The organism is Mycobacterium sp. pV006, from assembly GCF_041287115.1.
GTDB lineage: Bacteria > Actinomycetota > Actinomycetes > Mycobacteriales > Mycobacteriaceae > Mycobacterium.
This window is the reverse complement of sequence record NZ_JBGGKT010000014.1, coordinates 19,805-35,357: the sequence shown is the minus strand read 5'-3', so window position 1 is coordinate 35,357 and position 15,553 is coordinate 19,805. Positions and strand designations below refer to the sequence as shown.

Below are 15,553 nucleotides of genomic sequence, written 5' to 3'. Positions count from 1 at the left end.
TGCTAGGGTCCGGTTCAAACGTGCCTACTGTGACGGGACAGACCATGCGGAAAGTCCATGGGGCGATGCGGGTTGCGTGCTTCGCCGCCGTACTGAGCGCGTGCACGGTGTCCGTCCCCGAAGGAATCCCCGCGGTCGCGCCCGACGACCTGGAGCGCGACATCTCCGCGCGGTTGGCCGAGGCCGGTCAGGAACCGCAATCGGTGGTCTGCGAGGAGCCGCTGGCCGGCGAGGTCGGTCAGGTCGCGCGTTGCGAGGTGGTGCTCAGTGAGACCAACAGTTTCGCGCCGATCGTGACCGTCACCTCCGTGGCCGGGTCGACGATCAACTACGAGATGCAGCCCGCGCTGTCGCAGGCGCAACTCGAACGCGGGGTCGCGCGACTGGTCGACGGGGCCGGACCCGGACCGTCGAGCGACGTGGCGTGCCGTTCGGGTCTGGTCGGGGAGTTGGGGGCCAGCACGGTCTGCGCCGTCACCACCGCGGGAACGACGTTGACCCGCACCGCCGAGGTCACCGATGTCGACGGCCTGATGATGAATTTCGACCTGCTGCCACTGCTGACCGAGTCCGAGGTGGAGGGGTCGCTGCTCGACGAGCTGGCAACCCACCTGGGTAGTCGCCCCGACTCGGCGGACTGCGCGGCCGACCTGCAGGGCAAGCCGGGCAACACCGTCGACTGCGTTGTGGTCGCCGGTCCGGAGACGGCGACCTTCACCCTGACCGTGACCACGGTCGACGGCGACAGGATCGACTACACCTACGCTGCCAAACAGTGAGAGCCAACGTCCTGAGGAGGTCGCAGTGGTACCCGTTGTGGTGATGGGCGTGTCCGGTTCGGGCAAGTCGACAGTCGGCGCGGCGTTGGCGCAGCGACTACGGGTACCGTTCGCCGACGCCGACGACTTCCATCCGCCGGCCAACATCGAGAAGATGAGCGCCGGCGAACCACTGAACGACGACGACCGTCATCCGTGGCTGGAGTCCATCGGAGAATGGTTGGCCCAGCGCGGCACCAGCGGGGGCGTCATCAGCTGTTCGGCTCTCAAGCACCGTTACCGCGAGCAACTGCGCGGCCACTGCCCCGAGGTCTGGTTCCTGCATCTGACCGGGACGCGGGACGTGATCGGCCGCCGTCAGGCCAGCCGCCCCGGCCACTTCATGCCGGCGTCGCTGTTGGACTCTCAGTTTGCGACGCTCGAACCCCTCGCCGCCGACGAGAGCGGGTACGCGGTCGACGTCGACCAGAGCATCGACGACATCGTCGAGGCGGCCGTCGCCGCGCTGGGCGGCGACGGATAGCCCCGCTCAGCGCCGGAGGCGGCGCTTCTTGACCTCGACGTTGGCCGTGTCCGCCAGCTCTGCGGCCCGCGAGCGGGCCTGCTCGGCGCGCGCCCGTGCCAGCTCGGCAAGCTCGCCGCTGCGGTCACGGGCCACGTCGGCCAGTTCGGGAGCCCGGTCGCGCGCGACGTCGGCCAGCTCGTGGCCGCGCTCGCGCGCGAGGTGTGCCCACTTCCCGCCGCGCTCGCGCGCGATATCGGCCAGCTCGGGGCCACGGTCGCGGGCGACCTCGGCGAGCTCGTGGCCGCGCTCCCGCGCGATCTCCGCCCATTCCTCTCCGCGTTCCCGCGCGAGGTGAGCCAGTTCGCGGCCGCGCTCGGCCCCGACGTGCAACCCCTGGTTGAGCTTCTCCGCGAACTGGCTGTCGGTCAGTCCGCCCGCGGCGCCGGCACCGGCCGGCAGAGCAGCGGAGACGGCTCCGGTGACCTTGCGGGCGGCGCGCCGTCCGCGCCAGCCCAGCGACGGGCGGCCCTCGGTGTCAACCGCGGCGATGATCAGACCACCGATCAGGCTGATGTCGGTGATGAACGCTCGGCGTTCCTCGGCTTTGCGGGCCGGGTCGTTGATGTTCCAGAAGGCATGGCCGCCCAGGGAACCCGGAACGACCGTCAGCGCCAGCGCCGCCGACGCGACACGGGGCAGCTTGCCGGTCGCCAGCAGCAGACCGCCACCGATCTGCACGGCCGCGTTGACCTTGGCCACCGTCTCGGCGTTCGACGGAACATTCGTCCCGACCGGGTCGGGGAGCTTGCTGAGCCCCTCCAGGGTCTGACGGGTGGCGTCGGCAGCCGGTTTCGGGCTGCGAAGTGCCTCGACACCACGCGAGATGAATACTGCTGACAGCATGGGGCGCGCAACACGTCTGATCAACATGGCGGCTGTGTTCCCACGCTCACCGGGGCGCAAACCCGCGACTTGCTCCGGTCGGTCAATTCGGTTGTCACTCCGCCGATCTCATAAGTTTCCCGCGGCAACGACAAGCCGCTGGGACGGGTGGTGACCCGTCCCAGCGGCGATGCGCTCTATCAAATCAGGGTGCAGGGACGCTGGCGCAACCCACGCCGGGGATGCAGCCCGCGGCTCCACCCGGTCCGGCCGCGCCCGAGGGTCCGCCGGGGATCGATCCTGCGGCGCCCTGGGGTCCGGCGACGCCTTGCGGTCCGCCGGGGATGGCGCCCGCGGCTCCACCCGGTCCCGCAGCACCCGCGGGTCCGCCGGGAATCGACCCTGCGGCACCTTGCGGTCCGGCGACTCCCTGCGGTCCGCCGGGGATGGCGCCTGCGGCTCCACCCGGGCCGGCGACGCCCGCCGGGCCACCCGGGATCGCGCCTGCGGCCCCACCCGGACCGGCAACGCCCGCCGGGCCGCCGGGGACTGCACCGGCCACACCACCCGGGCCGGCGACGCCCGCCGGGCCACCGGGGACCGCACCGGCGACACCGGGCGGTGGGGGCGGGGGAGGAGCGGCACATCCGGTGCCGTACGGGTCATGACAACCGGGCGGGCCGCCGGCGGCCGCGGCGGGGGACAGCGCGACCGCGGCAGCGACCGCGCCACCGAACAGGAATGAGGTGAGGTATTTCGACTTGACCAGCATGCGGCGGCGAATACCACCGGTTCCAATTTTCAAACATCGAGTGACCTGCACGCCTGGCGCTCAGGCGGCGAAGCGTTTCCGGCGCCACAACGTCCCGAGGGCGAGCAGGACGAGGCTGACGACCAGGATCGCGGTCGCAAGCACGTTGATCTGGGGCGGCACCGCCGCCTTGACCGCCGCGTTGACGTACAGCGGATACGTCACGGTCGACCCGCTGACGAAATAGGTGATGATGAAGTCGTCGAGCGACAGAGCGAACGACAACATCGCCGCGGCCACGATGCCGGGCACGATCAGAGGCAAGGTGACCTTGAAGAAGGTGCGCACCGGGCCGGCGCCGAGGTCCAGCGAGGCGTCCTCGAGGGTCCAGTCGAATCCGCGGACCCGTGCGCGCACCGTCATCGCGATGAAGCTGACCTCGAAGGCGATGTGCGCCAACAGGATCGTGGTGTAGCCCGCGGGCCACCCGAAGTCCAGGAAGAGGGTCAGCAGCGCTGCGCCCATCACCACCTCGGGCGCGGTCAGCGGCAGGATCAGGAACGTGTCGACCGCGCGGCGCCCCCGCCAGCGCTGCCGCACCAGGGCGATCGCGACAAGAGTTCCGAGCACCAGCGCGACGGCCGTCGACACCGCGGCGACGTTCAGGCTGAGCTCGAGCGCCTCGGTCAGCGCCGGGTACTTGAACGGGTCGGCCCAGTTGTCCAGGGTGAAGCCCTGCCAGGTGTAGTTGAACTTTCCGGCCGGCTTGTTGAAGGAAAAAAGCACGATGACGAAGATCGGTAGGAACAGGTAGATCAGGACCAGGATCGCCACCACCCACAGCAGGAGATCTCCCCAGTTGCGGCGCGCCCGCACCTTTGAAGGGCTTCCGGCGGTGGCAGAAGCAATCGCGGCGCCGGCCTGGGTGGTCATACCAGTTCCTCCGTCCCGAGCGCGCGCGTGTAGAGCAGCACCCCGGCGAGAATCGTCAACATCAGCACCAGGCTCAGCGCGGCCGCCGCGGGATAGTCCTTGACCACCAGGAACTGCTTCTGGATGACGTTGCCGATCATCGTGGTCTGCGTGCTGCCCAGATAGTCGGCGTTGATGAAGTCGCCGACCGCCGGGATGAACACCAGCAGGCTGCCCGCCAGCACCCCGGGCATCGCCAGCGGCAGGACCACCTTCCCGAACGCGCGCGGCGACGACGAGTACAGATCTCTGGAGGCGTCGAGCAGCCGTGGGTCGATCTTCTCCAGGCTCACGTAGAGCGGCAGGATCATGAAGATGATCCAGTTGTAGGTCAGCCCGCCGATCACCGCCCAACTCGTGGACAACAACCGTCCTTCCTCGGGCAGCAGACCGACGGTGCCCAGCGCGCCGACCAGCCAGCCCTCGTCGGCCAGGATCGTCTTCCAGGCGATGGTGCGGATCAGGAACGTCACGAAGAACGGCAGGATGACCAGGCCGAGGATCAGGTTCTTGAAGCGCCCGGCCTTGAACGCGATCACGTAGGCCAGCGGGAACGCGAGCAGCAGGCACAGCACCGTCGCGGCGAAGGCATAGCCGAACGACCGCAGGATCTGGTCGCGGTAGGTGCTGAACGCGTCGAGGTAGTTGCCGAAGTCCCAGGCGAAGGTCAACGTCGGCATGTACACCGACCCGGCGGCCTCCGACAGTGACGTGCGCGCGAGCGTGACGAACGGCACGACGAAGAAGACCGTCAGATAGATCAGCGCGGGCAGGACCATCAGGTACGGAGCGATCCTGCTGCGCCGACGGCTGCTGCCGGCCACCCCCGCCATCTGCGTCAGCCGCCCGTGACGGCGGCGTACGCGGTGTTGTACTCCTGCGTCTGCTCGTCGGTCAGCGCCGCCCAACTCTTGGTGCGGTCCAGCACGTCGGCGGGCGGGTTGATCAGCGGGTTGCCCGCCGCGGCCGGGTCGATCTTCGCCAGCTCGTCGGTCATCTCCGACAGCACCGGCACGAACTGGGTGAAGGCCACCAGTTTCGCGTAGTTGGCACGGTCGTACACGTAGTCCATCCAGGCTTCGGCGGCCTTCTGGTTCTCGGTGGTGTACGGGATGACCATGGTGTCGAGGAACCACGTCCCACCCGACTGCGGAACGATGAACTGCAGATCCGGGTTGTCGGCCTGCAGCTGCACGACATCACCCGAATATGCCTGCGCCACAGCGATGTTGCCCGCCGCCAGATCGTCGGCGTAGTCGTTGCCGGTGAACCGGCGGATCTGGCCCCGGTCGTTCTGCTCCCGAATCAGGTCGACGGCTCGGGCCACCGTCTCGCTGGTCGGGTCCTCCGGAGAGTTGCCCTGAGACAGCATGACCATCCCCAGACCGTCCTGGGTGTCGGACAGCAGGCTGACCCGACCCTTGAAGGCGGGATCCCACAGATCGTCGATGCTGGTGATGTCGCGGCCCGTCGCGGCCCGGTTGTACGCGAGGCCGACCAGTCCGGACAGGTACGGCGCGCTGAATTTCCGGCCGGGATCCACTCCGGCGTCGAGCAGATCCGGACGCAGGTTCTTCTTGTTCGGCACACGGTCGTCGCTGATCTCGTTGAGCCAGCCCAGCTGGTGCAGGCGCACCGCCATGAACTCCGTCGGCACCACCAGGTCCGCGCCGATGTCCTGCCGACGCGACAGTGGTTCTTTGGCCTTGGCGAACCACTGTTCGTTGTCGTTGAAATCCTCCTTGTAATCCACCGTGATCCCGGAGGCGGTCTGGAACGCGGCGACGAATCCCTCGGCCATGTACAGCGGCCAGTTCGACACCCGCAGCGTCCCGTCGGCCGGTCCGCCCTCCGACGTCGTGGATTCCGATGTCCCGCTGTCGGATGCGCAGGCGCTGAGCATCGTCGATCCGAGTGTCAGCCCGGCGGCGGCTGCGACGCTCCCGCCCAGGAAGCGGCGGCGCGAGGTGCGGTTGGCGGTCAGGCGCGCCAGCAGGCGGGGATCGAATTCAGGGGACATGCGGCTGTGCCTTTCGTCGGCTCCGGGAAGTGGGCGGCAGCGAGATGGTCACGCGTCGTCGAGCATCTCTTCGAGGTCCTCGGTGGTGGGGATGTCGGCGCCGGGCAATACCAGAGAGGCGTCGGGCGACCAGCTGACGTGCACCTCGTCCCCGGGCCGCAGCAACGGCAGGTCCTCCTCCGGCCCGATGTGGGCGATCACCGTCGAGTCGTCCGGCGCGGCCAGCGACAGCCGCACCACCGGACCCTGGAAGGTCAGGTCGGTGACCGTCGCCCGCACGGCGACGCGATCGCCGGTCGGTGCGTCCATCGACACGAACACCCGCTCCGGGCGGACCATCAACGTGGCGTGCCCACCCGGTTCGATCGTGGTGTCGCCGGGACGCGCCTTCAATGTCGTACCGAGCACCTCCACCTCGACGAAGTCGCGGTTGGCACGTCCGGTCTGGCGGCCCGGCCACAGGTTGGCCTGGCCGATGAAGCCGGCGACGAACACGGTGGACGGCCGGTCGTAGATCTCGGTGGGGCTGCCGATCTGTTCGACGTTGCCGGCGTTCATGACCGCGATGCGGTCGCTCATCGTGAGGGCTTCTTCTTGGTCGTGGGTGACGTAGATGAAGGTGATGCCGATCTCGCGCTGGATGCGTTTGAGCTCGAACTGCATGAGGTGGCGCAGTTTCAGGTCGAGGGCGCCGAGCGGCTCGTCCAGCAGTAGTGCGCTCGGGTAGTTCACCAACGCCCGTGCCAGCGCGACCCGTTGTTGCTGACCGCCTGAGAGCTGAGCCGGTTTGCGTTCGGCGAAGTCGGTCAGGCGCACGATCTCGAGCAGTTCGTCGACCCGCTTGCGGATCGTGCCGGCATCGAGGCGGGACGACTTCTTCCTGCTGCGCGGACCGTAGGCGACGTTGTCCCACACCGTCATGTGCGGGAACAGCGCGTAGTGCTGGAAGACGGTGTTGACGTTGCGCTTGTTCGGCGGGGTCTTGGACACGTCGACGCCCTCGAGGCGGATCGCGCCCTCGGTCGGTGTTTCGAACCCGGCGATCATCCGCAGCGTCGTGGTCTTGCCGCACCCGGACGGTCCCAGCATGGAGAAGAACTCACCGGAGCCGATCGTGAAGTCGGCGTCGGCCACCGCGACGTAATCTCCGAACCGTTTGGTGACGTGGTCGATCTCGATCACCGGACCGCCCTGGGCGCGGGTGGTCTCCGCATCCGCCGTGTGGTCTACAGCGGTGGTTCGTGTGCCGGTCAGGGCGGGGCCTCCTCGGGTGCAGCCGTCATGGCTGTGGCTAAACCTTCGCGGATCACGCCGGCTCGCGCAAGCGATTCCGTGACGAATTCAGATTTCAACGATGGAATCGTTCGCCTATTGTGCGCTGTCATGCGCGATCGCGCGCGACAACCCGACGGTCTTTTCGCGGGTCGTTTACGGCGGCGAGTCAGTGGGGTAGTGGACACCCATGGCCACAGTTGATGTCTCGGTGTCGTCGTCTCTGAGCCCGGAACGCGCGTGGGCGCTCGCCTCGGATCTGAAGCGCTTCGACGAGTGGCTGACGATCTTCGGTGGGTGGAAGAGTCAGGTGCCCGACGAGATCGACGTCGACACCCAGGTCGCGTCGCTGATCAAGGTCAAGGGGTTCCGCAACGTCATCCACTGGCGCGTCACGCGCTACGACGAACCCAAGGAGATCGAACTGGTCGGCAACGGTCGCGGCGGGGTCTGCATCGCGTTGACCATGCAGGTGGAGCCCTCCGGTGAGGACGGATCGTCGTTCCGGGTGATCGCCGAGCTCACCGGGGGTCTGCTGTCGACCCCGGTCGGCGGGGTGGTCGCGCGGGTCATCCGCGGCGATGTCGAGCGTTCGGTGCGCAATCTCGCCTCTTTGTCCTGAAGGTGTGCGTCAGCCCCACTCGTGGTTCATCGCGCGGGACTCGTAGCGAGCCTCATCCGACGGTGCGGGACGAGGCGTTCCGGGGCGCGGTTTCGACGCGGCGATGAGGCCGATCACGAACACCGCGGTGACCGCACCGAGGCCGAAGATCAGCACGAAGCTGCTCTGCGGCGGGGTTCCTGCGGCGGTCGTGCGACCCAGTAGCAGCGCGACCACCGCGGCGGCGGTCGAGCTGCCCACCGTCCGGGCGATCGCGTTCATCCCGGTTGCCACGCCGGTCTCGCCCGGGTCGCTGTCGGCGACGACCAGCGCGGGCAACGCCCCGTATCCGAGGCTGATGTAAGCGTTGGCCAGGACGTTGGCCAGGATCACCTGCCACGGGGCGGCGTGCACGAACGCGATCAGCAGGAAGCCTGCCATCCCGGTGAACGCGGCCACGATCAGCACCGGCCGGGCACCGAAGCGGTCGATGAACCTCCCGCTGACCAACGCGATGAGGAACCCGGTGACCGCACCGGGCAACAGGTAGATGACGCTGGCCTGCAGAACGGACGCGCCGAAACCGTATCCGGCGGTCTCCGGGGCCATCTGCACGAACTGGGTCAGCCCCAGGAACGCGAAGTACAGCCCCATGCCCACGAAGATGGTCGCGAGGTTGGTGAACAGCATGGTGCGCCGGGTCAGCATTCGGGTGGACACCAGCGGACGTGCGCAGCGTCGCTCCCATTGCCACCAGCCGACCAGGACGAGCACGCCGCCGAAGAAGCTGAGCAGGGTGCGGGGTGAGTCCCAGCCCCATGTGGTGCCCTGACTCACCGCCAGCAGTACCGACGACAGCCCGACCGCCAGACCCACCGCGCCCAGCCAGTCGATGGTCCCGCGCGCCGTGCGGGGCCGGTTCGGCACGAGGAACACCACGATCGCGATGACCACCAACGTGAACACCGTGGTCAGCCAGAACACCCGGTGATAGTCGGCCCCGTCGGCCATGAGCAACCCCACCACCACCAGGCCGGTCCCGCCGCCGAACCCGAGGGTGCCGGACAGGACCGCCATGGCTGACACGATCCGATCCGGACTCAACTCCTCGCGCAGGATCGCGATGCCGATCGGATAGAGGGCGAACGACGCGGCTTGCAGCACCCGGGCGAAGATCAGCAGCGGGAGCGACGTGGTGGTGGCGGCCAGCACCGAACCGATGAGCACCACGAGCAGCACGCCCAGCAGCACATATTTCTTGCGGTACAGGTCGGCCAGCCGACCGATCAACGGGGTCGCCGCTGCGGCGGCCAGCAGGTTCGCCGTGACCGCCCAACTGACCGCGACCATCGAGGTCCCGATCTGATCGGCGATCACCCCGAGCACCGGTACCACGGCGGTCTGCAGCACAGCGACCGTCAGGACGACGATGCTCAGCCCGATCACCAGGAGCCGGCTGCGCGCGCCCGTGGCAACCGGGGCGTCGTCGACAGGAGCGGTCGTGGTGTCGCGCACTCCCACCCCAATCCTTAGCTTGTCTTCCGTTCTGTCCGATTATGCGTCCGGGCGGTCCCGGCGCGGAAATCGGGAGACCTCACCCGCAGCGACCAGCCGATGTGGCCTGCGCGACACCGTAGGTGAACACGATTGTCCGACAACCATTTTGGTGGTGCTTCTCAGTGGGACGACGCAGCGGGGCCGGTTCACGCGGCGCGGATCAGGGTATGGCAGCGGGTGCGCGGACAACGTAGTTCGGAGTAAGGACGTCTCATGCGCTCGTCGACCCTGGCCAAGACCGGCCTCGCTGCCCTCGCGACCTCCGTGGCAGGTGGCCTGGCCAGCAAGGACTCGCAGTCGCTCTGGTATGCCAGACTGCGCAAGCCGAGTTTCCAACCGCCCAGGCAGGCGTTCCCGATCGTGTGGCCGATCCTCTACACCGACATCGCCGTGGTGTCGGCGTCCACGCTCGAGGAGCGCGGCCGAGCCGAGGAGGCGACGTCCTATCGGCGCGCCCTGATCCTCAACCTCGTGCTCAACGCGAGCTGGTCGTGGCTGTTCTTCAATCGGCGCCGACTCGGGACGTCGGCGGTGGCGGCCGGTGTCCTCGCGGCCAGCAGCGCCGATCTCGCGCGCCGCGCCGCGGCGGTCAACCCCGCCGCCGGGGCGGCGCTGGCGCCCTACCCGCTGTGGTGCGCCTTCGCAACGGCGCTGTCCACCCGCATCTGGCAGCTCAACCGCTGAGCCGTACCGTACGGTCACCCGGCTCGCCGACCGGCCTTCTGCGTATCTTACGATCGGGCGGGAATCGGATCGGCGGACGGATTGCACATGGAGAGCGTGGCGCACTTCACCTCCGTCGACGACGGGTTCATGCCCACGGCCTACGCGCAGAGTCACTGGGGCTCAGATCATCTCAACGGTCCCGCGGTGGTGGGCCTGGCGGCGCGCGTACTGGAGTCCGAGGGCGACAGCCCTGAATTCCATCCCGCGCGACTGACGGTGGATCTGTTGCGGGCCGCCCGCAACGCGCACACCACCGTCGAGGTCGTCCAGGTCCGGGACGGTCGACGGGTGCGGTCCACCCAGTGCGACATCGTGCAGCGCGGGACGCTGGTCGCGCGGGCCACGCTGCTCCGGTACCGCCGGTCGGCCGCGCCGCCGGGGGAGTTGTGGCGCAACGACGAGCGCTTCCCGCCGGCGCCGGAACCCGACGACTCGGTGCTGCCGTTCGTCGGCAGCGACGCCGTGGGGTGGACGCGCTCACCCGGCGAGCATCAGAACGTCTCCCGCAAACGATTCTTCAACGACAGCATCGAAGTGGTTGCCGGACAGAGGAACTCGGCCTTCGTGAGGGCGGCGATGCTCGCGGAGGCGACCAGCCTGGTCACCAACCTCGGTACCGGCGGAGTGGGCTACATCAACGGAGATCTCACCGTGGCCTTCTCGAGGCTCCCGGTCGACGAGTGGATCGGGATCCAGGCCGACAGTCACCATGCCGCCGACGGCATCGCCGTAGGCACCTCGACGCTGTACGACAGTCGCGGGGCGTTCGGTTCCGGGATGACGACCGCGGTCGCCAATCCCGCCGCGCAGATCGAATTCTCCGCCCGCAACTTCGGGCCGGGCATGATCAACTACGAGTGAGACCCCGTAGCATGCACCGATCGATGCGCAGGGCCGTGGACTGCGCGAACATCTGTAACGTGTCCGCGTCGTCCGGACCGTAGACCGCGCTGCCGGTCGAGTACACCAGCACGGTCCCCAGCAGGTGGTCGGCTGTGCGCAGCGCAGTCGTCAGGATGGACCGGACCCCGAGTTCGGCCGCCCTCATCGCCCACAGCGTGGTGTGCGGCCGCGACAGATCGGCAGCGATCACCTGACCGTTGAACCATGCTGCGGTGCAAGGGTTCTCCCGATATTCGTCATAGAGGGCGTTGAGGCGCTCAGCGGTCGGATCGGTGGCCGCCGAGGTGATGCGCCGCCCGCATCCGCGGCGTCGCGCAGTTCGGTGGTCACAAGTGCGACCGGTGGGGCAGCAGGTGTGGTCACGTTCATCGGTCTCGTCTCGTCGCAGTGACAGGTGCGGCGGCGATACCCGCGTGCGGAGGGTCGAAACGCGAAATGACCTTGTCAGAAAACCTGAGGCATTCCGGTTTAAGCGTTCTCCTGTGGGTACCTCCGACCGTGCCGGTGCGCTGAGCAGATGCCACCGGGAACGGCCGGCCTGTCCAACAATTAAGCCAGCGATCTGGAGTTTCGATGTTCCGTCACACCGATTACATGCAATTCGACGTCAAGCCCGAAAAGCCCGACCCCGTCTACGCCCGCAAGTTGCAGGAGTTGCTCGGCGGCGCGTTCGGCGAGATGACCGTCACGATGCAGTACCTGATGCAGGGCTGGAACTGTCGGATGAAGGGCAAGTACAAGGACCTCATCATGGACGTGGCCACCGAGGAGATGGGCCACGTGGAGATGATCGCGACGATGATCGCGCAGCTGCTCGAGGGCGCGCCGGCCACCGACGCCACCGAGAACGCACTCGGCGACCCGGTCGTCGCGGCGGTCATGGGCGGGATGGACCCGCAGCAGGCGATCATCTCCGGTGGCGCACCGACGCTGTCGGACAGCCAGGGTTCGCCCTGGAACGGCAAATTCGTTGTGGCCTCCGGCAATCTGCTCGCCGACTTCTATGCCAACGTCGCCGCGGAAGCGCAGGGCCGGGTGCAGACCGCACGGCTGTGGCACATGACCGACGACCCCGGTGTGAAGGCGATGCTGAAGTTCAACCTTGCGCGCGACACCTACCACCAGAACATGTGGCTGGCCGCGATCGAGGAACTGCAGGCCGACGGCCTGGAGGGCGTGGTGGCACCCGACGACCTCTTCGACGAGGAGTTCGAGGAGCACGCCAGCACACTGTGGCACCTGTCCGACGGAACGGACGCCGACAAGGGGCGTTGGGCGCACGGCCCGCTGAAGGACGGCCGGCACACCGGCAAGTTCCTGGCCGACCCCCAGCCCTTGGGTGATCTGCAGTCGGGTCCGCCGCCGGACCCGAAGCTGTACGTGACCTACGACGGCAACATGGGCGAACCCCGCCCGCCGGCGTTCGGCACCGAGAAGGGCGTCATGGGCAAGCTCAAGGACGCCATCGACCCGGACAAGACCTGACCAACCACTGCGAGGGGCGGGACGCCGGCTGGGGGCGGCACGGCGCCCCGCCCCGTCGGTGGGTAAAGGAGGACGGCCATGAAGGCGATGACCTACCGCGGTCCGTATCGGATCCGGCTCGAAGAGAAAGACATTCCGCACATCGAGCATCCCAATGATGCGATCGTGCGGGTCCAGCGCGCCGCGATCTGCGGCTCGGATCTGCACCTGTATCACGGGCTCATGCCCGACACCCGGGTCGGCCACACCTTTGGTCACGAGTTCATCGGTGTGGTGCACGAGGTCGGCCCGTCGGTGCAGAAGCTGCAACCGGGTGATCGGGTCATGGTGCCGTTCAACATCTTCTGCGGATCGTGCTACTTCTGTGCGCGGGGCCTGTACTCCAACTGTCACAACGTCAATCCCAACGCCACAGCCGTGGGCGGGATCTACGGCTACTCGCACACCTGCGGCGGGTACGACGGTGGCCAGGCCGAGTTCGTACGGGTGCCGTTCGCCGACGTCGGCCCTGTGCCGATCCCAGACTGGCTCGACGACGACGACGCGCTGATGCTCACCGACGCGTTGCCCACCGGCTACTTCGGGGCACAGCTGGGTGACATCGTCGAAGGAGACACCGTGGTCGTCTTCGGCGCCGGGCCGGTGGGGCTCTACGCGGCGAAGTCGGCCTGGCTGATGGGTGCCGGGCGGGTGATCGTGATCGACCACATCGACTTCCGGCTGGAGAAGGCGGCGTCGTTCGCGCATGCCGAGACCTACAACTTCACCGAATGCGACGACATCGTGGTGGAGATGAAGAAGGCGACCGGATACCTGGGCGCCGATGTGGTCATCGACGCGGTGGGCGCGGAGGCCGACGGCAACCTGCTGATGCACGTCACCTCGACCAAACTCAAGTTGCAGGGCGGCTCGCCGATTGCGCTGAACTGGGCGATCGATTCGGCCCGCAAAGGCGGCACGATCTCGGTGGTCGGCGCCTACGGTCCGATGTTCAGCGCGGTCAAGTTCGGCGACGCGATGAACAAGGGCCTGACCATCAACATGAACCAGTGCCCGGTGAAGCGCCAGTGGCCGCGTCTGCTGACCCACATCCAGCAGGGCTATCTCACACCGAGTGACATTGTCACCCACCATATTCCACTCGACGAGGTCGCCGAGGGCTACCACATGTTCTCGGCCAAGCTGGACAACTGCATCAAGCCGGTCATCGTCGTCGACCCGAACTGAGTCACAGGAGGGCTTCCCATGAGCACACCGTCGGCCAACGTCCCCACCTACACCGCCATGCGTCCTCCGGTACCCGACCGCGAACACCTGCGGGCGACGATCCCCGGCTGGGGCGCCGACCTCGACCCCGCCGACCGTCCCTCGGTTCCCAAGCTCCGGCACGACCTGGAGTCCGGCGCGCACTGGGATTTCCCTGAGCGGCAACCGGAGTCGCGGCCACGGGAGCGTTCGATCGAGCACCGCTTCCTGACGCCGGCTTTCGGGACGGCTCAGCCGCTGCGCGGCCTGTCGGGTCTGATCCGTCGGCTGGCCTACCGTCGTTTCAGTGAGGGGCGGGCCGCGCACTGGCTGATCCTGCTCTACGCCGATCGTGTCGACGTCACCGAACAACGGGTCATGGCCTTGGCGAAGGGCAGGCCCGACAACCTGATCTCCGAGACAGGGGTCAAAGCGGAGATCAGCCGCAGCGGGGTGTCGTCGCGGATGGGTCGGGGTCGTACCGACGTCAAACACACGTGGATGGATCCGCTCGTCGTCTTCGCGCCGTGGGTGCTGGTGGCCGGTGTCGCTGTGCGGCTGTGGCGCAGCCGTCGCCGATGAGCTCACACCCGCGTTTCGGTCATGGCCGAGACGGCTATGGCTTCCTATCGAGACCCGAGGAGAGGACGCGATGAGTACCGATGATGCCGGTGACACCACCGCCAACGATCTGGGGGGCGCCGACGACATGCTCAGCCCCATGGAATCGACCGATCCCGACGACGTACGGCACGCTGACGGGGACGAGGTCGTCGACCCGCCGGAGGACTGGAGCGGCGCAGACAAGTACGGCATGTCCTCGCAGGAACAGCGGCAGGGCGAGACGCTCGACGAACGCCTTGCCGAGGAGGTTCCGGACGTGACACCCGAAGCCACCGATGACCCGGCCGTCGGCGCCGACGCTGCAGCGCAGGATCCGGGTGTCCATCGCGGACAGGTCGGTGGCACTCCGGAAGACGGTGAACCCTTCTACCAGGTCGTGGAATAGAAAGCGCAGACATGACGGAATCCCAGGAACTGCCGATCCCCGATTACGACCAACTCACGCTCGGCGATCTGCAACATCGCATCAGAGCGCTGACCGAGGAGCAGCTCACGGCGGTACTGACCCACGAGGCCGGCCATGCCGCGCGCGTCCCGGTGCTCGAGATCCTCGAGGCCCGGCAGCGCGAGTTGGAGGCTGGTGCCGAACCCTCCGGCGGTGACCCGCAACGGGCGCCCGGCGTGCAATCCACTCCTGGCGGCTCGCGGGTCCAGGAATCGACTGCGGCGCAATCGAATACGCCCTTACGGCACGGTGTGGCCAACCAGACACCGAACCGCGGGTTGCCGTGATGTTCTAGACGGGCGCGTCCGGGCGCTTTTCGGCCATCGCCGCCAGTCGCCAGGTGGTCTCCCGGTTGCGGGGAAACACGAGTGCCAACGACGCCGAGTGGGGTAGCCAGCTCATCGGCGGGGTGATCGGGATCTCCGACATCTCGATGCGGCAGCCCCCGTCGGGCAGATCGTGCAACCGTAGGGTGATGCGGGCTTTGCCGAACGGCCGGCCGTTGGCGATCAGCACGATTTCGCTTCCCGGCGTGCAGGAATCCACCACCGTGCTGTCGTTGATGACCGCCGGCCACACTCCGATGGAGTGATGGATGGTGCTGCCCGGCTCCGGCCATTTCGGGTCGACGGCACGCATGCGGCTGTTGCCGACGACCCACTGCGAATAGGTCCAGCCGTCGGCGATCACGTCCCAGACCCGCTGCCGCGGAGCCGAGGTCTCCCGCTCCACGGTCAGCGAGTTGTGCTTTTCTTCTGGTTGCGTCGTCATCGTCAGACCCCTTAC

General features: G+C 67.7%; 19 protein-coding genes. 10 read left to right on the top strand and 9 right to left on the bottom strand.

The annotated features are described in order from the left end of the window. Nucleotides 1-29: 29 nt before the first annotated feature. Together ACAG25_RS19645 and ACAG25_RS19640 are read left to right on the top strand one after the other, a co-directional pair. Nucleotides 30-779: a DUF4333 domain-containing protein gene (locus ACAG25_RS19645; protein WP_370490151.1), complete on the top strand. Its 750-nt coding sequence runs from the start codon at nt 30-32 to the stop codon at nt 777-779. 43 nt (nt 780-822) lie between these two features. Then, nucleotides 823-1,302, top strand: coding sequence for a gluconokinase (locus ACAG25_RS19640; protein WP_370490228.1), 480 nt, complete (start codon nt 823-825; stop codon nt 1,300-1,302). Nucleotides 1,303-1,308: 6 nt separating this feature from the next. Here the strand turns inward: ACAG25_RS19640 and ACAG25_RS19635 are convergent, their stop codons facing one another. From ACAG25_RS19635 to ACAG25_RS19610, 6 genes are all read right to left on the bottom strand, one after another. Then, a complete protein-coding gene (locus ACAG25_RS19635; RefSeq protein WP_370490150.1) occupies nt 1,309-2,214 on the bottom strand; it encodes a DoxX family membrane protein in 906 nt (301 codons plus the stop codon). 157 nt (nt 2,215-2,371) lie between these two features. Further along, entirely contained in the window at nt 2,372-2,938 is a 567-nt protein-coding gene (locus tag ACAG25_RS19630) for a hypothetical protein (RefSeq protein WP_370490149.1), read from the bottom strand. Between the two features lie 60 nt (nt 2,939-2,998). Then, on the bottom strand, nt 2,999-3,850 hold the full coding sequence (locus tag ACAG25_RS19625; protein WP_370490148.1) for an ABC transporter permease: 852 nt from the start codon (nt 3,848-3,850) through the stop codon (nt 2,999-3,001). Next, nucleotides 3,847-4,722, bottom strand: a complete 876-nt coding sequence (locus ACAG25_RS19620) for an ABC transporter permease (protein ID WP_370490147.1) — start codon at nt 4,720-4,722, stop codon at nt 3,847-3,849. The genes ACAG25_RS19625 and ACAG25_RS19620 overlap by 4 nt, the downstream gene beginning before the upstream one ends. A gap of 5 nt (nt 4,723-4,727) precedes the next feature. Beyond that, a complete protein-coding gene (locus ACAG25_RS19615; RefSeq protein WP_370490146.1) occupies nt 4,728-5,909 on the bottom strand; it encodes an extracellular solute-binding protein in 1,182 nt (393 codons plus the stop codon). Nucleotides 5,910-5,957: 48 nt separating this feature from the next. After that, complete coding sequence (locus ACAG25_RS19610) at nt 5,958-7,091, bottom strand: ABC transporter ATP-binding protein (RefSeq protein ID WP_370490145.1); 1,134 nt, start codon at nt 7,089-7,091, stop codon at nt 5,958-5,960. A gap of 280 nt (nt 7,092-7,371) precedes the next feature. Here ACAG25_RS19610 and ACAG25_RS19605 point away from each other — a divergent pair, with 280 nt between their 5' ends. Further along, nucleotides 7,372-7,803: an SRPBCC family protein gene (locus ACAG25_RS19605; RefSeq protein WP_370490144.1), complete on the top strand. Its 432-nt coding sequence runs from the start codon at nt 7,372-7,374 to the stop codon at nt 7,801-7,803. Between the two features lie 9 nt (nt 7,804-7,812). Here the strand turns inward: ACAG25_RS19605 and ACAG25_RS19600 are convergent, their stop codons facing one another. Continuing rightward, nucleotides 7,813-9,297 carry an MFS transporter gene (locus tag ACAG25_RS19600; RefSeq protein ID WP_370490143.1) on the bottom strand — a complete coding sequence of 495 codons (1,485 nt, stop codon included), beginning with the start codon at nt 9,295-9,297 and terminating at the stop codon, nt 7,813-7,815. A gap of 255 nt (nt 9,298-9,552) precedes the next feature. Here ACAG25_RS19600 and ACAG25_RS19595 point away from each other — a divergent pair, with 255 nt between their 5' ends. Continuing rightward, nucleotides 9,553-10,023, top strand: coding sequence for a TspO/MBR family protein (locus ACAG25_RS19595; protein WP_370490142.1), 471 nt, complete (start codon nt 9,553-9,555; stop codon nt 10,021-10,023). Nucleotides 10,024-10,110: 87 nt separating this feature from the next. Then, nucleotides 10,111-10,926, top strand: a complete 816-nt coding sequence (locus tag ACAG25_RS19590; protein ID WP_370490141.1) for an acyl-CoA thioesterase domain-containing protein — start codon at nt 10,111-10,113, stop codon at nt 10,924-10,926. Here the strand turns inward: ACAG25_RS19590 and ACAG25_RS19585 are convergent. Continuing rightward, nucleotides 10,913-11,257 carry a GAF domain-containing protein gene (locus ACAG25_RS19585; protein ID WP_370490227.1) on the bottom strand — a complete coding sequence of 115 codons (345 nt, stop codon included), beginning with the start codon at nt 11,255-11,257 and terminating at the stop codon, nt 10,913-10,915. The two genes, ACAG25_RS19590 and ACAG25_RS19585, sit on opposite strands and share 14 nt — an antisense overlap. Nucleotides 11,258-11,541: 284 nt before the next feature. Here ACAG25_RS19585 and ACAG25_RS19580 point away from each other — a divergent pair, with 284 nt between their 5' ends. From ACAG25_RS19580 to ACAG25_RS19560, 5 genes are all read left to right on the top strand, one after another. Beyond that, nucleotides 11,542-12,453 carry a manganese catalase family protein gene (locus ACAG25_RS19580; RefSeq protein WP_370490140.1) on the top strand — a complete coding sequence of 304 codons (912 nt, stop codon included), beginning with the start codon at nt 11,542-11,544 and terminating at the stop codon, nt 12,451-12,453. A gap of 78 nt (nt 12,454-12,531) precedes the next feature. After that, entirely contained in the window at nt 12,532-13,680 is a 1,149-nt protein-coding gene (locus tag ACAG25_RS19575; RefSeq protein WP_370490139.1) for a zinc-dependent alcohol dehydrogenase, read from the top strand. An 18-nt stretch (nt 13,681-13,698) separates the two neighbouring features. Next, on the top strand, nt 13,699-14,280 hold the full coding sequence (locus tag ACAG25_RS19570) for a hypothetical protein (protein WP_370490138.1): 582 nt from the start codon (nt 13,699-13,701) through the stop codon (nt 14,278-14,280). A 70-nt stretch (nt 14,281-14,350) separates the two neighbouring features. After that, nucleotides 14,351-14,707: a hypothetical protein gene (locus ACAG25_RS19565; RefSeq protein WP_370490137.1), complete on the top strand. Its 357-nt coding sequence runs from the start codon at nt 14,351-14,353 to the stop codon at nt 14,705-14,707. 11 nt (nt 14,708-14,718) lie between these two features. Next, entirely contained in the window at nt 14,719-15,054 is a 336-nt protein-coding gene (locus tag ACAG25_RS19560; protein ID WP_370490136.1) for a hypothetical protein, read from the top strand. Nucleotides 15,055-15,058: 4 nt separating this feature from the next. Here ACAG25_RS19560 and ACAG25_RS19555 read toward each other — a convergent pair whose 3' ends face one another. Then, the gene (locus tag ACAG25_RS19555) at nt 15,059-15,538 is read right to left on the bottom strand and encodes an SRPBCC family protein (RefSeq protein ID WP_370490135.1); all 480 of its coding nucleotides are present in this window, start codon (nt 15,536-15,538) and stop codon (nt 15,059-15,061) included. Nucleotides 15,539-15,553: the final 15 nt, after the last annotated feature.

Coding starts and splice junctions, on each gene's coding strand:
- ACAG25_RS19620 (WP_370490147.1), bottom strand. CDS start 4,722: ATGGCGGGGGTGGCCGGCAGCAGCCGTCGGCGCAGCAGGATCGCTCCG.
- ACAG25_RS19590 (WP_370490141.1), top strand. CDS start 10,111: ATGGAGAGCGTGGCGCACTTCACCTCCGTCGACGACGGGTTCATGCCC.
- ACAG25_RS19570 (WP_370490138.1), top strand. CDS start 13,699: ATGAGCACACCGTCGGCCAACGTCCCCACCTACACCGCCATGCGTCCT.
- ACAG25_RS19635 (WP_370490150.1), bottom strand. CDS start 2,214: ATGTTGATCAGACGTGTTGCGCGCCCCATGCTGTCAGCAGTATTCATC.
- ACAG25_RS19630 (WP_370490149.1), bottom strand. CDS start 2,938: ATGCTGGTCAAGTCGAAATACCTCACCTCATTCCTGTTCGGTGGCGCG.
- ACAG25_RS19615 (WP_370490146.1), bottom strand. CDS start 5,909: ATGTCCCCTGAATTCGATCCCCGCCTGCTGGCGCGCCTGACCGCCAAC.
- ACAG25_RS19555 (WP_370490135.1), bottom strand. CDS start 15,538: ATGACGACGCAACCAGAAGAAAAGCACAACTCGCTGACCGTGGAGCGG.
- ACAG25_RS19625 (WP_370490148.1), bottom strand. CDS start 3,850: ATGACCACCCAGGCCGGCGCCGCGATTGCTTCTGCCACCGCCGGAAGC.
- ACAG25_RS19595 (WP_370490142.1), top strand. CDS start 9,553: ATGCGCTCGTCGACCCTGGCCAAGACCGGCCTCGCTGCCCTCGCGACC.
- ACAG25_RS19605 (WP_370490144.1), top strand. CDS start 7,372: ATGGCCACAGTTGATGTCTCGGTGTCGTCGTCTCTGAGCCCGGAACGC.
- ACAG25_RS19565 (WP_370490137.1), top strand. CDS start 14,351: ATGAGTACCGATGATGCCGGTGACACCACCGCCAACGATCTGGGGGGC.
- ACAG25_RS19560 (WP_370490136.1), top strand. CDS start 14,719: ATGACGGAATCCCAGGAACTGCCGATCCCCGATTACGACCAACTCACG.
- ACAG25_RS19575 (WP_370490139.1), top strand. CDS start 12,532: ATGAAGGCGATGACCTACCGCGGTCCGTATCGGATCCGGCTCGAAGAG.
- ACAG25_RS19580 (WP_370490140.1), top strand. CDS start 11,542: ATGTTCCGTCACACCGATTACATGCAATTCGACGTCAAGCCCGAAAAG.
- ACAG25_RS19640 (WP_370490228.1), top strand. CDS start 823: ATGGGCGTGTCCGGTTCGGGCAAGTCGACAGTCGGCGCGGCGTTGGCG.